Raw genomic sequence first — 15,958 nt, forward strand, 5'->3', positions numbered from 1 at the left:
AATCTAAAGGAACCCACCATGCCGGACCGATCCCCCGCCGCAACCGGAGTCGCTCACTGGCTGCCTCACTTTCCGATCGCCTTTTTTGCCAGCGTCATGGGCCTGACCGGATTGACCCTGAGCTGGCAGAAAGCGGCACACAGCCTTGGCCTTGAGCCACTGGTCAGCCGGGTGCTGCTGGTATTCACCGCCTGCGTCCTGCTGAGCCTGACCTGTGTCTACCTGTTCAAGGCCCTTCGTTACCGCGAGCAGGTATTGGCCGAGTTCAACCACCCAATCCAGATCAGCTTTTTTCCTGCCTTCTCCATCAGCCTGTTGCTGCTGTCAGTTGCGACGCTGGAAGTCTCCCTGGCGCTGTCGCATTACCTCTGGATCTGCGGCGCCGGGCTTCATCTGCTGCTGACCCTGAATGTGATGACCCAGTGGATTCACCATTCGCGTTTCAAGGTGCAGCACAGCACCCCGGCCTGGTTCATCCCAGTGGTTGGCAACATCATCGCGCCGATCGCCGGTGTCCAGCACGGCTATATCGAGGCCAGCTGGTTCTTTTTTGCCATCGGCCTGCTCTACTGGCTGGTGTTGAAGACCCTGATCTTCAATCGCATTCTGTTTCACGATCCCTTGCCGGAGAAACTGCTGCCGACCCTGTTCATCATGATCGCGCCCCCGGCTATCGGCTTCATATCCTATCTGCAGCTCAACAACGGCGTGGTGGATAATTTCGCCCGTATTCTGTACTACGCAGCCCTGTTCATCGCCCTGCTGCTGTTCACTCAGCTGCCCCGTTTTTCACGTATCCAGTTCTACCTGTCCTGGTGGGCGTACAGTTTTCCACTGGCCGCATTCTCCATTGCAACCCAAAGCATGTGGCTCAACACCCGCAACGAGTTCTTCCTGCTGCTAAGCTGGATATCACTGATCGTTGTCACTTTTGTTGTGATTCTGCTACTGATCAAGACGACACGCGCCGTACTCAGTGGCAAGCTGTTTCAACCGGACTGAACACCTTAGCAGCCATTAAGCACACTCAACCAGGGACACCCGCCCATGTCGAAGGAAAGCCCCAAAATCAGAAGAATCAGCTACATCCTGGTTCTGGCGGGGCTTTTTCTCGGCATGGCGCTGTTCCTCAACGCGAACCGCAAGGACAAGGAACAGCTCTACCTGAACAACACGGTCACGCTGCTGAGCACCATCTACCATGCCAGTCTGGACCGCTATGCTCTGGCGATGGACACCTTCTATACCGGACTGCTGCGCCGCCCGGAGTTGCTCACGCTACTGCAAGCCGGAATCCACTCGGACGGCATGGAGCGGCTGATTCTGCGTGAAACGCTCTATCAACAACTGCTGCCCGATTATCATGACCTGCAGAGCCGAGGCATCCATCAATGGCAGTTTCACCTCGCCGATGGCAGCAGTTATCTGCGCTTTCATGCTCCCGGCATCCACGGCGACAACCTGCTGCCTGTGCGCCCGTCATTACAACAGATGCAGGCCCAGCATGTTCCCCGCTACGGCTTCGAAGTCGGCCGGCTGTTCATCGGCTTCCGCTTCCTCCACCCTCTGATCGATCAGGGAGAACTGATCGGCAGCATGGAGACCGCTGTCTCCTTCCAGCAGGTCAGCCAATCCCTGTCGGATCTGGCCCCCGGACAGGCTTTCCTGTTTCTGCTACAACGCAAGACCGTGGAAGATATCAGCTTCAATGAGCTGCGCCGTCAACTGCGCCCGGCGATCATCAGTGATGACTTCCTGCTGGATGACCGCAACCTGGCTCTATCCGATAACGCCCCTCTGCCTCTCGACGCCCTGCTGGACCAGCTTGCACGGGATGACCTTTCATCCAAACTGGCCGCCGGTCGCCATTTCGCGCTGGCCATCTATCACCAGAGCCTGGGGTACAGTGCTTCCTTTATCCCGATCCATAGTTTCGACGGCAGCCTGGGAGGCTATATCCTGGCACTGCACCCAGAGCCACTGCTGACCAGCATTCAGTGGGAATTTTACAGTTCTCTGGGTATCAGTCTGCTGGCCATCCTGCTGCTTGGCTGGCTGCTGCTGAGCCTGCACCAGCAACGCCAGCGAGTCCTGCAGCAGAAACTGAGACTGGACGCGATCGGCCAAGCCGTGGGCGAGGGGATCTACGTTCTCGATCCTTCGGGCCACACCCTGTACATCAATGCCGCCACCTGCCGGCTGACCGGGTTCAATGCCGAAAAACTCTACAGCGGCAATATCCACCAGCTGCTCCACTCCCATGAGGGCAAGGATGAGCTCTCCTTTAAACAGTGTCCGATCTTCTCTGCGGCTCTGCAGGGACAAACCTACGAAGGTGACGAGCTGTTCCGTACTCGCACCGGCGACCTGCTGCCGGTAGTCGTCACCAGCCGACCAATGATCGAAAACGGCAGCATCACCGGAGTGGTCACCGTGTTCCGTGATATTTCGGAACGCAAGGAGAATGAGCGCAAGCTGGAACTGCTGGCCACCACCGATCCGCTCACCGGGCTGTGCAACCGCCGTGCTTTCATTGAACGCCTGCACAAGGAGCAGCGCCTGAGCCAGCGTCTCCAGCACGAGAGCGCATTGATGATGATCGACTTCGATCACTTCAAACAGATCAACGACCAGTACGGCCACCAGGCCGGTGACGATGTCCTGCAGCACTTTGCCCACATGGCCACGGGCTGCCTGCGTGAAACCGACTTGCTGGGCCGCCTGGGCGGCGAAGAGTTCGCCCTGCTGCTGCCCGGTACCGATCTGGAGGGGGCGCTACACCTGGCCGAACGCATACGCGCCTGCCTTGAGCAGCATCCGACCCGGACGGAAGACCTCCAGATCCCGATGACCCTGTCGATCGGTTTGACCCTGCTGCACAACGACGACCGGGATACCTCTGCCGCCCTCAGCCGGGCTGACAAGGCGCTGTATCAGGCCAAAAGCCGAGGCCGCAACCGGGTCGAGACCGCCTGAGCCGGACTTGCGTCTGTCGGCAAAGACCGCTCTAATGAGGCCCCTCACCCATACACGAGGAGTCAGCGCCCATGATGAGCGGCCCCAATGCAGAACAGTTGGCCTTCGATTCCCAGCATATCTGGCACCCCTATTCATCGATGATCAACCCGCCGGCCATGTACCCGGTCGAGTCCGCATCAGGGGTACGCATCAAGCTCAGCGACGGACGTGAGCTGATCGACGGCATGGCCTCCTGGTGGTCGGTGGTACACGGTTACAACCACCCCCGCCTGAACGCCGCCGCCAAGGAACAGATCGACCGCACCGCCCATGTGATGTTCGGCGGACTGACCCACACGCCGGCCATCGAACTGTCGCGCAAGCTGGTCGACATGACTCCGGAGCCGCTGCAGCGGGTGTTTATCGCCGATTCCGGCTCTGTTGCCGTGGAAGTGGCACTGAAGATGGCGATCCAGTATTGGCACGCCCGCGGTAAACCCGGCAAACAGCGCATGCTCAGCATCCTTAACGGTTACCATGGCGATACCTTCGGCGCCATGTCGGTGTGCGACCCGGTCAACGGCATGCACGAACTGTTCAGTGGCGTACTCAGCAAGCAGGTGTTTGCCCCACGCCCCGAAACACCCTTCGATGGCCAATTCGATCCCAGCGATATCGCCGAACTGGAGCGCCTGCTGAGTGAACACCAGGACGAACTGGCCGCGTTGATTCTGGAGCCTGTAGTCCAGGGAGCCGGGGGCATGCGCTTTTATTCACCGGAATGGCTGCGCCGCGCCCGTGAACTCTGCGACCGACATGAAGTACTGCTAATTGCCGACGAAATCGCCACCGGCTTTGGCCGCAGTGGTGAACTGTTCGCCTGCAATCACGCCGGCATCAGTCCCGATATTCTCTGCGTCGGCAAGGCCCTGACTGGCGGTTATATGACGCTGGCGGCAACTCTGGCCACCGCCGAGATCGCCGAAACCATCTCCTCAGGTGGCGCCGGCTGCTTCATGCACGGCCCAACCTTCATGGCCAATCCGCTGGCCTGTGCCGTAGCGCTGGAAAGCCTGACCCTGCTGGAAGAGATGGACTGGCGCAGCCAGGTAGAGCGACTGGAGGCCGGCCTGAAGCAAGGGCTGGAACCGGCACGCGCCTTCCAGTCAGTAGCGGACGTGCGTGTTCTGGGCGCGATCGGTGTGATCGAGCGCCACGAACCGGTCAACCTGGCGGAAGTGCAGCCGATGTTCGTCGAGCGCGGCATTTGGGTGCGCCCCTTCGGCAAGCTTGTCTATGTGATGCCGCCGTATATCATGAGTGATGAGGACCTGGCGACCCTGACCGGCGCCATGGTCGATGTAATCCAGGCCCTGGACAAAGCCCAGGCATGAGTGGCGAGCAATTCGGAAGGAGCCTGTAATGGCACGAATCAAACTGGATATGCCGGACAACTACCTGTTCAGCACTGAGCTGGCAGTACGGATCAGCGATATCAACTACGGCGGCCATATGGGCAACGACGCCGTACTATCGATGGTACATGAAGCTCGGCTGCGCTTTCTCAAGCACTACCACTACACCGAGTTTGACGTGGAGGGTGCCAGCATCATCATGTCCGACTCGGCCATCGTCTACAAGGCGGAAGGTTTCCATGGTGACCGCGTGCAGGTTGACGTAACCGTAGCCGACTTCAACAAGTACGGCTGTGACCTCTATTACCTGCTCAGCAACAAGGAGACTGCGGTGGAGATCGCCCACGCCAAGACCGGCATCGTGTTCTTCGACTACAACGAGCGCAAGGTGCAAACCGTACCGGAGGGCTTCCGTAACAAGATGCTCAGGGAATCCTGAGCATCAGCCAACCTGTTACTCGTCCGAGCTGTAGTCGTAGGCCCCGTGGGCCAGGTTTTCGAAGCGGGTGTATTTACCGATAAACGCCAGACGTACCGAGCCAATGGGGCCGTTACGCTGCTTACCGATGATGATCTCGGCCACGCCCTTATCCGGGCTGTCCTCGTTGTACACCTCATCGCGGTAGATGAACATGATCACGTCGGCGTCCTGCTCGATGGCGCCCGATTCACGCAAATCCGAGTTCACCGGGCGCTTGTTGGGCCGCTGCTCCAGGCTTCGGTTCAGCTGCGACAGGGCGATCACCGGGCAGTTCATCTCCTTCGCCAGCGCCTTCAATGAGCGTGAGATCTCGGAAATTTCCTGGGTACGGCCTTCGCTTTTACCCGTTTTCAGCGTCATCAACTGCAGGTAGTCAACCATGATCATGGCCAGATCGCCATGTTCACGGACGATACGGCGGGCACGGGTGCGCATCTCGTTGGGACTGATACCCGGCTGATCATCGATGAACAGCGGCTTGTTCTTCAGCATATTGACTGCGGTGGTCAACTTGGGCCAGTCATCCTCTTCCAGCTGTCCGTTACGCACCTTGGTCTGGTTGATCCGCCCCAGCGACGACAGCATACGTGTCACCAGCTGGTCGGCGGGCATCTCCAGCGAGAACACCAGTACCGGCCGCTCAGTGGCCATCAGGGCGTTCTCTACCAGGTTCATGGCGAAGGTAGTCTTACCCATGGAAGGACGCGCCGCCACGATCACCAGGTCCGACTTCTGCAGACCGCCGGTACGGTCGTCCAGATCGTCGAAGCCGGTGGTCACGCCGGTCAGGGAATCGGAGTTGTTAAACAGCTCATCGATACGATCCACCGCCTTTTTCAGCAGCGGATTGACCGACTCGGGCCCCCCCTGGTTGGGCCGGTCCTCGGCGATCTGGAAGATCTTCTGCTCGGCCTCATTGAGGATTTCGTCCGATGCCCGCCCTCCCGGATGGAAGGCGCTGTCGGCGATCTCGTTGGCCACGCTGATCATCTGCCGCAGCAGGGAGCGGTCGCGTACGATCTCGGAATAGGCTCGGATGTTGGATGTACTTGGCGTATTGCGTGCCAAGGAAACCAGGTATTCCAGGCCACCCGCCTCTTCCAGCTCGGCGGTTCGGTCCAACTCCTCGGACAGGGTCACCACGTCGATGGGGCGACCATCATCGATGAGCTTCTGCATGGTCCGGAAGATCATGCGATGGGTCGGACGGTAGAACTGATCCTCCAGCAATACCTCGGACACCGTATCCCAGGTATTGTTATCCAGCATCAGGCCACCCAGTACCGATTGCTCGGCTTCGATCGAGTGCGGTGGCTGCTTGATCGTTTCCAGGGCGTCGTCATTCAGGTCGGCCATATCCATCGCTGAATTACCTCTTGCTGGCTGTTGGGTGGTAGGAGGACTCATTGCCGCTTATGCACCTCCAGGTGGCGGCATAGCGTACATCCTGTACATCACCGTTTCAGCGCGTCCTGCGCCCACGGCATACCGTACGTCCTGTACATAACCGCTCTTGTGAATCCATTCACCCGCGGAATACTGTACGTCCTGTACATAAAAAAAGCACCGCGCAGTATACCACGCGGTGCTTTTTCTTAACCGATTGTCGGGCGGGGATTACTCGCCAGCGATAACCAGTTTGATAGTAGCGGTAACTTCCGGGTGAACCTGGATGTCAACGTCGAACTCACCGATGTGGCGGATAGCGCCTTCCGGCAGACGAACTTCGCTCTTGTCGACTTCAACACCAGCAGAAGTCAGTGCTTCAGCGATATCGCGAGTACCGATAGAACCGAACAGTTTGCCTTCATCACCGGCTTTGGTGACCAGGGACAGTTCCAGTTCGTTCAGCTGCTCAGCACGGGCTTCAGCGTTCGCCAGCTTTTCAGCAGCGGCTTTTTCCAGTTCAGCACGACGCTCTTCGAACTGTGCTACGTTGGCAGCGGTAGCCGGTACGGCTTTACCCTGGGGAACCAGGTAGTTACGGCCAAAACCGGATTTTACGGCAACTTTGTCGCCCAGCTTACCCAGCTTACCGATATTTTCGAGCAGAATAACTTCCATCTCGTAAACCTCTTGTTCTGCAAAGGCTGCAGTCTTGAATCCTGGCTGCAGATATCCACTGGATATCCACAGCATTAATCTTTTCGGATCGTGGCGCGATCAGCGCACGATCTCCGGCTGTATCAGCCGACGTTCAATTAAACGTCGTGGCTGTCGGTGTACGGCAGCAGAGCCAGGTAGCGTGCGCGCTTGATAGCGGTCGCCAGCTGACGCTGGTAGCGTGCCTTGGTACCGGTGATACGGCTCGGAACGATTTTGCCAGTTTCAGTAACGTAGCCTTTCAGGGTGTCCAGATCTTTGTAATCGATCTGCTTGACGCCTTCAGCGGTGAAACGGCAGAACTTGCGACGACGGAAAAAACGTGCCATCTGAATTTCTCCAAAAATAGGTTAGTAATTACTCTGCAGCAGCTTCAGAGTTTTCTTCAGCAGGCTTGTCCTGCTTCTGCTCTGAGCGCTCTTCGCGACGCGGCTTGCGCTCTTCGCGAGATTCTGCAGCCTTGATCGGAGAATCTTCAGTGACCGCTTCGTTGCAACGGATCACCATGTTACGCAGAACGGCATCGTTGTAGCGGAACATGCTGGACAGTTCGTCCATCACTTCCTGAGTCGCTTCAACGTTCATCAGCACGTAGTGTGCCTTGTGTGCGTTGTTGATCGGGTAAGCCAGCTGACGGCGGCCCCAGTCTTCCAGGCGGTGGATAGTACCTTCAGCACCTTCGATCAGCGCCTTGTAACGCTCGACCATCGCCGGAACCTGCTCGCTCTGGTTCGGGTGAACCAGGAATACGATTTCGTAATGACGCATTTTTGCTCCTTACGGTTTCACAGCCTCCAAGCCACCCGCCACATGCGAATGGTTGAAAGCAAGGAGTTGAACAAATAAAAGGACGCAACATTCTACTGCCGCGCCCTCCCAAACACAAGCCGTTTTCGAGCAATTACTCGACTTCGACAATCTCGAAACTGTGGCTGATCTTGACGCCACCGCGCTCCAGCATCAGTGATGCAGAACAGTACTGCTCTGCCGACAGGCGCACTGCACGTTCCACGGCGGCTTCACGCAGTTTGCGACCACTGACAATGAACTTGACGTGGATCTCAGTAAACACCGAGGGCACCTCGTCGGAGCGCTCGGCATTGATCTCGGCCACGCAGTTAACCACGTCTTGGCGTGCCTTGCGCAGGATCCCGACCACATCAACGCTGGTGCAACCGCCAAGACCAGCCAGCATCAGCTCCATCGGGCGCGGGCCCTGCTTCAGATCCTTGTCGATCACGATGTCGAAACCGGAGCCGGTGGTCGCCTTGAAGCGGTCATCACCGTCCCAGTTGACACTGACATTCATACTCATGCGATGTATCTCTAATCAGGTTAGTTGGCCGTCTGCGCCGCTGCAAAGAACTCGGCCAGCGTACGGCCCGGGTCCTCGGCACGCATGAACGCTTCGCCGATCAGGAAGGCGTTGACCTGGCGTGCCTGCATGGCAGCGACATCTTCAGGCGCAAGGATACCACTTTCTGTCACCACGATGCGGTCTTCGGGGATCTGATCCAGCAGTTTGAAGGTGTTGTCCAGGCTGACTTCGAAAGTGTGCAGGTCACGGTTATTGATACCGATCAGGCGGGTGTTGAGCGGCAGAATGCGCTGCAGCTCGGCCTCGTTATGCACCTCGATCAGCACATCCATACCCAGCTCATGGGTCAGTGCGGTCAGGTCCGCGAGCTGCTGATCATCAAGCGCCGCCACGATCAGCAGGATGCAGTCGGCACCCAGGGCGCGCGCTTCATAGACCTGGTAGGGATCGACGATGAAGTCCTTGCGAATCACCGGCAGCGAACAGGCGCCCCGCGCCTGCTGCAGGTAGTCATCACTGCCCTGGAAAAAGTCCACATCGGTCAAGACTGACAGGCAGCTGGCACCGCCCGCCTCGTAACCCGGCGCGATCTCGGCCGGCACGAAAGGATCTCGGATCACGCCCTTGGAAGGGCTGGCTTTCTTGATCTCGGCAATTACGGCGGCACGGCCTTCGGACAACGCACGCTCCAGGCTGGCAACAAAACCTCGCGGATCGGTGTCACCGCCCTGCTGGCGTGCAATACGGGCCTTGAGGTCATCGATGGAGACTCGCGCACTGCGCTCGGCCACCTCTTCGTGCTTGCGCGCGATAATCTTTTTCAGAATGGTCGGGGTATCGCTCATCACTTGCCCTGCTCCAGTTGCTGGCTGAATGCGGCCAGCTGCTCCAGTTTGTCCAGTGCGGCGCCGGATGCGATCACCTCCAGCGCACGCTCAACACCAGCCTTGTGGCTATCAGCCTGACCACCCAGGTAGATTGCGGCACCAGCATTCAACGCCACCATCGCAGCCGCCTTGCGAGCCGCCGGCTCGTCGCGGTTGCTCAATGCCGCCTTGATCAGTGCCAGCGACTCATCGGAGCTGTCCACTACCAGCCCGATCAGACTCTGACTGTCGATACCCAGCTCCTCCGGTGATATCCGATATTCGCGGATCTCACCGTCCTTCAGTTCTGCCACATGGGTGTGGGTCGCCAGACTGATTTCGTCCAGGCCATCATCGGCATGTACCACCATGATGTGCTCGGCCCCCAGCTGCTGCATTACCTCCGCCATGGGGCGGCAGAGTTTTTGGGTGAATACTCCGATCACTTCACGCTTGGCACCGGCCGGGTTGGTCATCGGCCCGAGGATGTTGAACAGGGTTCGCATCCCCAGTGCACGGCGAGCACCGATCGCATGCTTCATGGCGCCGTGGTAGCCAGGCGCGAACATGAAGCCGACACCGATTTCGTCGATGCAGCGAGCCACCTCGTCAGCACTCAGGTCCAGGTTGATACCGGCCTTCTCCAGCAGGTCGGCACTGCCACTCTTGGAGGAAACACCGCGGTTGCCGTGTTTGGCAATATGCACACCACAGGCCGCTGCCACAAAGGCGCTGGCCGAGGAAACGTTGAACAGGTTGGCACCATCGCCCCCTGTACCGACGATATCCACCAACGGACCTTTTTCCGGGCGTACCGGCGTCGCCAGTTCACGCATCACCTGGGCCGCGCCGGTGATCTCTTCGATCGATTCACTCTTCATCCGCAGCGCCACAAGAAAACCCGCCACCTGGGATTCGCTGCACTCGCCGGTCATCACCTGGCGCATGACGTCGACCATCTCGTCACGGCTGAGGTCGATATGGTCAACCACACGGGCCAACGCTTGCTGAATATTCATTCCGTGTCTCCTGTGAATAACGGGTTAGACTTGCTGCAGGAAGTTGTCCAGCAGCTGATGGCCCTGACGGGTCAGTACCGATTCGGGATGGAACTGCACTCCCTGGATCGCCAGCTCCCGGTGCCGAATAGCCATGATCTCGTCCGGCTCCCCCTGTGCGTCGGTGGTCCAGGCGGTCACTTCCAGGCAATCAGGAAGGGTCTCGGGGCGCAGCAACAGGGAATGGTAGCGGGTCACTTCCAGTGGATTGTCCAGCCCATGAAATACCCCCACATCCGCGTGCTCAATCATTGATGTTTTACCGTGCATCACCTGACGGGCACGGACAACTTCGGCACCGAACGCCTGGCCAATGCTCTGATGGCCCAGACAAACCCCGAGAATTGGCAGCTTGCCGGCGAAGTGTTCAATTGCGGGGACAGAAATGCCGGCCTCATTAGGGGTACAGGGGCCAGGCGAGATCACCAGGTGGCTCGGTTGCAGGGATTCGATCCGTTCCAGGGTGATGGCATTGTTGCGATATACCTGAACCTCGGTCCCCAGCTCCTGGAAATAACGCACCAGGTTCCAGGTAAAGCTGTCGAAGTTGTCGATCATCAGCAGCATGACAGAGCCTCCGCCACTAACAGCCGCCTTTCATGTACGTGTTGCAACCTTTATCCACCTTAACTGCCAACAACAGAATCGCTTGGACGGCCTGCCTGGAGACCGTTTTTCGTCATCATACAGCAAGCGCGTGTAATAGCGAACTGATACACGCGACAGATAATCCTGAGCCAATGGACTCAGCGAAAAGCACCGGTTTCTGCTAAAGTGAGTGCTTTTCAAACCTGCCAAAACCGCGCCATGACCAAGCCTCAGCCCCTGCCGATCGACTCCCTGCTGGACCCCATACGCCAATCCCTCAGCCAGCATGACGAGTTGATTCTGGAAGCCCCCCCTGGCGCAGGCAAGACCACCCGTGTGCCGCTGGCATTGCTGGGGCAACCCTGGCTGGGCGAACAGAAAATTTTGCTGCTGGAACCGCGCCGACTGGCGGCCAAGGCCGCAGCACAACGGCTGGCATATCAACTGGGTGAACCGGTCGGCCAGCAAGTCGGCTATCGTATTCGCCTGGAGAGCAAAATCAGCGCCGCCACTCGCATCGAAGTGGTCACCGAGGGGATACTGACCCGCATGCTGCAGGACGATCCTGGGCTTGAAGAGATCGGTCTGATCATCTTCGATGAATTCCACGAGCGTAGCCTGGATGCCGATACCGGTCTGGCGCTGGCCTTGCAGGGACGTGAGCTGCTGCGCGAAGGCCCGCCGCTGAAGCTGCTGCTGATGTCAGCTACCCTGGATGGCGCCGCCCTGTCAGCACTGCTCAACGGCGCACCGGTACTGCGCAGCGAAGGGCGCGCTCATCCGGTCGAGCTGGTCTATTCAGCGCCGAGCCGCACCGACAGCCCGATCGAGGAACGGGTGGTGAGCCGCATCCGCCAGGCGCTGGACCGGCACAGCGGCAGCCAACTGGTTTTCCTGCCGGGACAGCGCGAGATCCGCCGCGTGATGCAGTTGCTGGATGAAAGCCTGCCGGCCGATCCTGATCGACTCGTCACCCCGCTCTACGGCGACCTGCCGCTGAGTGAACAGCAGCGCGCCATCGCCGCGCCCGAGCCCGGCCAGCGCAAGGTGGTACTGGCCACTGCGATTGCCGAAACCAGCCTGACCATTGAAGGGATCGAGGTGGTCATCGACGCCGGTCTCAGCCGTCAGGCCCGTTTTGACCCGGGCAGCGGCATGACTCGCCTGCTGACCACACGGGTGTCGGCGGCCGCGGCGACCCAACGTGCCGGCCGTGCCGGACGCCTGGGCCCCGGCACCTGCTACCGCCTCTGGTCCGAACAGCAACAGGCTCAGCTGGAGCCACAGACACCCGCCGAAATCCTGCACGCCGATCTGGCACCGCTGGCACTGCAGCTGCTGCAATGGGGGGTCAACGACCCGACCGAACTCTGCTGGTTGAACCCGCCGCCGGCCGCCGCCTATAACCAGGCGCTGGACCTTCTGCAGCAACTGGATGCCCTGGAATCACCGGCTCCAGGCCAGTTCCGACTGACGCTGCGCGGCGAGCAGATGGCCGGCTTGCCGGCCCATCCACGCCTCGCCCATATGCTGCTGTGCGGTTCAGAACAGGGGCTTGCCAGACAGGCTGCAGATCTGGCGGCACTACTGTCAGAGCGTGACCCGCTGAAAACGCCACAAGCCGATATTCAGCAGCGGCTGGAATGGCTGCAGCAGCAGGGGGGACGCGGTCAGGGCGGTCAACTGCACCGGCTGGCGCAGCAGTACCGACAGCTTTGCCCTGATACGCGGGCAACCAAAGCACCGACACTGTCGACAGAGGCCGCCCCCGGCTATCTGATCGCCTGCGCCTACCCCGACCGCATCGCGCGCCAGCGTTCCAACCAGCATGACGGCCAGGCCGGTCAGTACCGCCTCAGCCAGGGGCGCGGCGCCAAACTGTCCGGACAGGACCGGCTGAGCCGTTACGACTGGCTTGCCGTGGCGTCACTGAGCAGCCGTCAGGACAGCGCCACCGATCAGATCCGCCTGGCGGCGCCACTGGATCCCGGACTGTTTGATACCCTGCTGGCCGACCTCCGGCAGACAGAGCAAGTGATCGAGTGGGATACGCAACAGGACCGCCTGATTGCCGAGCAGCGCACCCGAGTCGGCCAGCTGATCCTGCGCAGAACATCCACAAAAGACCTTGATCCCGCACTCAAGACAGCCGCCCTGATCGACCAGGTACGCAGTAAGGGGTTAACGCTGCTGCCCATTGACGACACCACCGAGCAGCTGCGCCAGCGGCTGGCGTTTGTACGCCAGCATGACTCGGAGCCGGAGCGCTGGCCCGATCTGTCGGACAGGGCTCTGCTCGCATCACTGGAAGAGTGGCTGACGCCCTGGCTGGACAGCGTCAGTAAAGGCAGCGACTTCGCCCGCCTGGATATGGCCGCCATCCTGCGCAGCCGTCTGGACTGGATGCAGCAGCAGGAGCTGGACCGCCTGGCTCCGGAGCGTATTCAGGTGCCTTCGGGGTCTCGTATCAGGGTCGATTACAGCCAGACACCGCCGGTACTGGCGGTGAAGCTGCAGGAGATGTTTGGCTGCACCGACACGCCAAGACTGGGCTTCAACGCACCGGTCACTCTGCACCTGCTGTCACCGGCACAACGACCGCTGCAGGTCACTCAGGATCTGGCCGGCTTCTGGCGTGGCAGTTATACCGAGGTACGCAAGGAGATGAAGGGGCGTTATCCCAAGCACCCCTGGCCTGAAGATCCAACCAACGCACCGGCAACGGCTCGTACCAAACGAGCCGCTCAGTCCTGAGTGATCGCGACTTGCGGTAGCTCAATCCAGAAGGTAGATCCCTTACCGGGCTGGCTGTCGCAACCGATGTCGCCGCCCATCAGCTCAACCAGCTGCTTGCTGATGCTCAGACCTATGCCGGTCCCCGGAATATTGCTGTTCTCGTAACCGAGGCGATTGAAGGGCAAAAACAGTTCAGACCGCTTGTCGGGGCTGATCCCGGTTCCGGTATCAACGACACTGATCCTGACTCGTCTCCCCTGCTGTGCACACTCCACCCGGACCTGCCCACCGGGGTGATTGTATTTGATCGCATTGGACAGCAGGTTGATCAGAATCTGTTTCAGCCGGTTGGCATCGGCCCAGGCTTCCAGTTGCCGCCCCTGCCGAAACGCCTGCAGCTGTATCGACTTCTCAGCTGCCTGGGGCTGGACCATCCGCAGACAGGTATCGACCAGCTCCGCCAGGCACAGGGACTCAGGATGCACGTGAATCTGTTCCGCCTGCACCTGCGCCAGGTCCAGCACATCATTAATCAGGCACAGCAGATGCTCAGAGGCACGCAGAATTTCATCGACACAGGCACGCTCATCCTCACCCAGGTTGTCACTGGACTGCGCCAGCTGGGCGAAACCGATAATCGATGTCAGCGGTGTTCTCAGTTCATGGCTGATACTGGAAAGGAAACGGTTCTTGGCCCGGTTGGCGCGCCCCAGCGCCGCTCCCATTTTGACCACTGCATCGGCACTCTGCTGCAGCTCGTGCAGTTTGAACTGCAGTCGTGGCTGGTCATAGCGCTCCTGACCGATCTCTGACAACACCCGGTTCAGCGTTGCCAGAGGCGCCGAGACCGCCCGGCTGAGCCAGACGGAACGGCGCCAGATATAGGCAAAGAACAACAGGTAAAACAGCACCAGCCCCAGAATCAGCAGAAAACCTATGGTACGGAAGTGGCGTGCCAGCTCATCGGCAGAGCGGTAGATCGCCGCCTCGTCCACAATGGTCAACAACTGCCAGCCCGCTGTCTCGACCTCGCGCCAGGCCACACGCTTCAGCTGACCATTCAGCACCAGTACGCCCTGACCGTCAGACTCGGCCAACATCCGGTCCGCCAGTGCTGCCGTATCCTGCCGCCGGCGGATATTAAAACGTTCCGGCTTGAAGTTTTCGCCAGGCACGCCTGCGCTGTAGTTGAAAGCAGTCAACTCCTCCAGTCCGAAGTCCCGCTCACCACGTGGCGGCAGTGCCATGATCGTTCCCTGGCGGTTGATCAGCACGGCATAGCCCTGCCAGGGAATATCCAGTTGCTGAATCTGCTTCACAATCGTAGCCACGGTGACATCCACACCGACCACACCTTCCAGAAAGTCGCCCCGGTAGACCGGTGCCACGGCCGATGTCATCCAGCCCAGGCCTGCCGGATCCACATAGACATCCGTCCAGACCACGTCACGTCCGGGGTTATGCAAAGCATCCGCCGCGTAATAGAAGGGGTAGTCTCGTGCCACGGTATCGGGTTCGTACTGGGCCGTGGTATCAAACCAGGGATAGATGCGGTTGTAGCCGTCCCAACTGTTGAAGTAGATGGCATTGACCATCGCATGGGTTTGCATCATATCCAGCATCAGCGGATCCAGAGATTCCAGCTGATAGACCTTGCCTATATCCTGACGCTCGACCGGCGTTATGGCCGAATAGAAGGACGCAGCGCGACCGTCATTGTTCGGGCTGAACAGCACCCCGGCAGCATTCCGGCTATATTGACCCTCACCGCTGTCCGGTGGCGGGGCCGACAACGCACGCCCCACAGACCTGCGGTACATCTCGACCAGACCGGTAATAGTCCGCACCTGCTCGTTGATGACGTTGACCTCAAGCCGCGCGGTATTGATCAGTTGCTCATCAGCCTGATCACGCAACAGATCGATATTACCCTCACGGATATAGCCACTGGAAAAGAGGTATACCCCCACCAGCAGGGTTTCCACCAGCAGCAGGGGGATCAATGCCGAACGCACCAGCGCACGCCAGACCCAGCGCTGGGTACTGAGCAGCCCCGAAGGTGTCACGCCTTTGCGTCTGGCTGGCATCAACTGTTTCCGGCGTGAATCTCCACTTCGTGCATTTCCAGGCCACCACCGGCAGCAAAGGCCTCTTTCGGCAGGGACTGTTCACGATGGGCGGCCTTGAAGTCCTCTGATGCAACCCAGGCTTCAAATGCTCCCTTGTCGCGCCAGTGCGTCATCACCACCCAGGGACAGCCCTCGTTGACCGGCCGCATAACTTCCAGGCGAACAAACCCGGGCTGCTGTTCAACCTGGCCGGCACGCTGACGAAAACGCTCGGCAAAAGCCTCTTCGTAGTCCGGATTCACCATGATTCTGTTTGCTACAACGAACATATCCATCTCCCGCTTGTATAGAGTTTCAGTCTATCAA

At 59.4% G+C, this 15,958-nt stretch carries 15 protein-coding genes; 5 read left to right on the forward strand and 10 right to left on the reverse strand.

The annotated features are described in order from the left end of the window. Positions 1-18 precede the first annotated feature (18 nt). The 4 genes from ABD013_RS17205 (at position 19) to ABD013_RS17220 (ending at position 4,812) form a co-directional block, all read left to right on the forward strand. Positions 19-1,002: an SLAC1 anion channel family protein gene (locus ABD013_RS17205; RefSeq protein ID WP_343808845.1), complete on the forward strand. Its 984-nt coding sequence runs from the start codon at positions 19-21 to the stop codon at positions 1,000-1,002. 45 nt (positions 1,003-1,047) lie between these two features. Beyond that, positions 1,048-2,976 carry a diguanylate cyclase gene (locus tag ABD013_RS17210; protein WP_343808847.1) on the forward strand — a complete coding sequence of 643 codons (1,929 nt, stop codon included), beginning with the start codon at positions 1,048-1,050 and terminating at the stop codon, positions 2,974-2,976. A 74-nt stretch (positions 2,977-3,050) separates the two neighbouring features. After that, positions 3,051-4,352: an adenosylmethionine--8-amino-7-oxononanoate transaminase gene (gene bioA / locus ABD013_RS17215; RefSeq protein WP_343808985.1), complete on the forward strand. Its 1,302-nt coding sequence runs from the start codon at positions 3,051-3,053 to the stop codon at positions 4,350-4,352. 28 nt (positions 4,353-4,380) lie between these two features. Further along, positions 4,381-4,812 (forward strand): acyl-CoA thioesterase, encoded by a 432-nt coding sequence (locus ABD013_RS17220; protein ID WP_343808849.1) that lies wholly within the window; start codon positions 4,381-4,383, stop codon positions 4,810-4,812. A gap of 15 nt (positions 4,813-4,827) precedes the next feature. Here ABD013_RS17220 and dnaB read toward each other — a convergent pair whose 3' ends face one another. From dnaB to ABD013_RS17260, 8 genes are all read right to left on the reverse strand, one after another. Next, positions 4,828-6,216, reverse strand: a complete 1,389-nt coding sequence (gene dnaB, locus ABD013_RS17225; protein ID WP_343808851.1) for a replicative DNA helicase — start codon at positions 6,214-6,216, stop codon at positions 4,828-4,830. Positions 6,217-6,471: 255 nt separating this feature from the next. Continuing rightward, positions 6,472-6,918 carry a 50S ribosomal protein L9 gene (gene rplI / locus ABD013_RS17230; protein ID WP_343808853.1) on the reverse strand — a complete coding sequence of 149 codons (447 nt, stop codon included), beginning with the start codon at positions 6,916-6,918 and terminating at the stop codon, positions 6,472-6,474. A 137-nt stretch (positions 6,919-7,055) separates the two neighbouring features. Then, positions 7,056-7,286 (reverse strand): 30S ribosomal protein S18, encoded by a 231-nt coding sequence (gene rpsR / locus ABD013_RS17235; protein ID WP_010321876.1) that lies wholly within the window; start codon positions 7,284-7,286, stop codon positions 7,056-7,058. A gap of 28 nt (positions 7,287-7,314) precedes the next feature. Further along, positions 7,315-7,725 (reverse strand): 30S ribosomal protein S6, encoded by a 411-nt coding sequence (rpsF, locus tag ABD013_RS17240; RefSeq protein ID WP_343808856.1) that lies wholly within the window; start codon positions 7,723-7,725, stop codon positions 7,315-7,317. Between the two features lie 133 nt (positions 7,726-7,858). Continuing rightward, positions 7,859-8,266 carry an OsmC family protein gene (locus tag ABD013_RS17245; RefSeq protein WP_343808986.1) on the reverse strand — a complete coding sequence of 136 codons (408 nt, stop codon included), beginning with the start codon at positions 8,264-8,266 and terminating at the stop codon, positions 7,859-7,861. Positions 8,267-8,292: 26 nt separating this feature from the next. After that, positions 8,293-9,120, reverse strand: a complete 828-nt coding sequence (gene trpC, locus ABD013_RS17250; protein WP_343808858.1) for an indole-3-glycerol phosphate synthase TrpC — start codon at positions 9,118-9,120, stop codon at positions 8,293-8,295. After that, positions 9,120-10,160: an anthranilate phosphoribosyltransferase gene (trpD, locus tag ABD013_RS17255; protein WP_343808860.1), complete on the reverse strand. Its 1,041-nt coding sequence runs from the start codon at positions 10,158-10,160 to the stop codon at positions 9,120-9,122. Before trpD ends, trpC begins: the two co-directional genes overlap by 1 nt. A gap of 24 nt (positions 10,161-10,184) precedes the next feature. Next, the gene (locus ABD013_RS17260; protein WP_343808862.1) at positions 10,185-10,766 is read right to left on the reverse strand and encodes an anthranilate synthase component II; all 582 of its coding nucleotides are present in this window, start codon (positions 10,764-10,766) and stop codon (positions 10,185-10,187) included. Positions 10,767-10,973: 207 nt separating this feature from the next. On the opposite strand from ABD013_RS17260, the gene hrpB reads away from it, so the two are divergent. Next, positions 10,974-13,541 carry an ATP-dependent helicase HrpB gene (gene hrpB / locus ABD013_RS17265; protein ID WP_343808864.1) on the forward strand — a complete coding sequence of 856 codons (2,568 nt, stop codon included), beginning with the start codon at positions 10,974-10,976 and terminating at the stop codon, positions 13,539-13,541. Here hrpB and ABD013_RS17270 read toward each other — a convergent pair. Both ABD013_RS17270 and ABD013_RS17275 read right to left on the reverse strand, forming a co-directional pair. Continuing rightward, the gene (locus ABD013_RS17270; RefSeq protein ID WP_343808866.1) at positions 13,532-15,610 is read right to left on the reverse strand and encodes a sensor histidine kinase; all 2,079 of its coding nucleotides are present in this window, start codon (positions 15,608-15,610) and stop codon (positions 13,532-13,534) included. The two genes, hrpB and ABD013_RS17270, sit on opposite strands and share 10 nt — an antisense overlap. Beyond that, complete coding sequence (locus ABD013_RS17275; protein WP_343808868.1) at positions 15,610-15,921, reverse strand: antibiotic biosynthesis monooxygenase family protein; 312 nt, start codon at positions 15,919-15,921, stop codon at positions 15,610-15,612. Before ABD013_RS17275 ends, ABD013_RS17270 begins: the two co-directional genes overlap by 1 nt. Positions 15,922-15,958: the final 37 nt, after the last annotated feature.

It is taken from the genome of Marinobacterium maritimum, assembly GCF_039523155.1.
GTDB classification, from domain to species: domain Bacteria; phylum Pseudomonadota; class Gammaproteobacteria; order Pseudomonadales; family Balneatricaceae; genus Marinobacterium; species Marinobacterium maritimum.

What these genes read in the sequence shown, in the direction of transcription:
- ABD013_RS17205 (WP_343808845.1), top strand. Translation starts at nt 19, where the DNA reads ATGCCGGACCGATCCCCCGCCGCAACCGGAGTCGCTCACTGGCTGCCT.
- ABD013_RS17210 (WP_343808847.1), top strand. Translation starts at nt 1,048, where the DNA reads ATGTCGAAGGAAAGCCCCAAAATCAGAAGAATCAGCTACATCCTGGTT.
- bioA (WP_343808985.1), top strand. Translation starts at nt 3,051, where the DNA reads ATGAGCGGCCCCAATGCAGAACAGTTGGCCTTCGATTCCCAGCATATC.
- ABD013_RS17220 (WP_343808849.1), top strand. Translation starts at nt 4,381, where the DNA reads ATGGCACGAATCAAACTGGATATGCCGGACAACTACCTGTTCAGCACT.
- dnaB (WP_343808851.1), bottom strand. Translation starts at nt 6,216, where the DNA reads ATGGATATGGCCGACCTGAATGACGACGCCCTGGAAACGATCAAGCAG.
- rplI (WP_343808853.1), bottom strand. Translation starts at nt 6,918, where the DNA reads ATGGAAGTTATTCTGCTCGAAAATATCGGTAAGCTGGGTAAGCTGGGC.
- rpsR (WP_010321876.1), bottom strand. Translation starts at nt 7,286, where the DNA reads ATGGCACGTTTTTTCCGTCGTCGCAAGTTCTGCCGTTTCACCGCTGAA.
- rpsF (WP_343808856.1), bottom strand. Translation starts at nt 7,725, where the DNA reads ATGCGTCATTACGAAATCGTATTCCTGGTTCACCCGAACCAGAGCGAG.
- ABD013_RS17245 (WP_343808986.1), bottom strand. Translation starts at nt 8,266, where the DNA reads ATGAATGTCAGTGTCAACTGGGACGGTGATGACCGCTTCAAGGCGACC.
- trpC (WP_343808858.1), bottom strand. Translation starts at nt 9,120, where the DNA reads ATGAGCGATACCCCGACCATTCTGAAAAAGATTATCGCGCGCAAGCAC.
- trpD (WP_343808860.1), bottom strand. Translation starts at nt 10,160, where the DNA reads ATGAATATTCAGCAAGCGTTGGCCCGTGTGGTTGACCATATCGACCTC.
- ABD013_RS17260 (WP_343808862.1), bottom strand. Translation starts at nt 10,766, where the DNA reads ATGCTGCTGATGATCGACAACTTCGACAGCTTTACCTGGAACCTGGTG.
- ABD013_RS17270 (WP_343808866.1), bottom strand. Translation starts at nt 15,610, where the DNA reads ATGCCAGCCAGACGCAAAGGCGTGACACCTTCGGGGCTGCTCAGTACC.
- ABD013_RS17275 (WP_343808868.1), bottom strand. Translation starts at nt 15,921, where the DNA reads ATGTTCGTTGTAGCAAACAGAATCATGGTGAATCCGGACTACGAAGAG.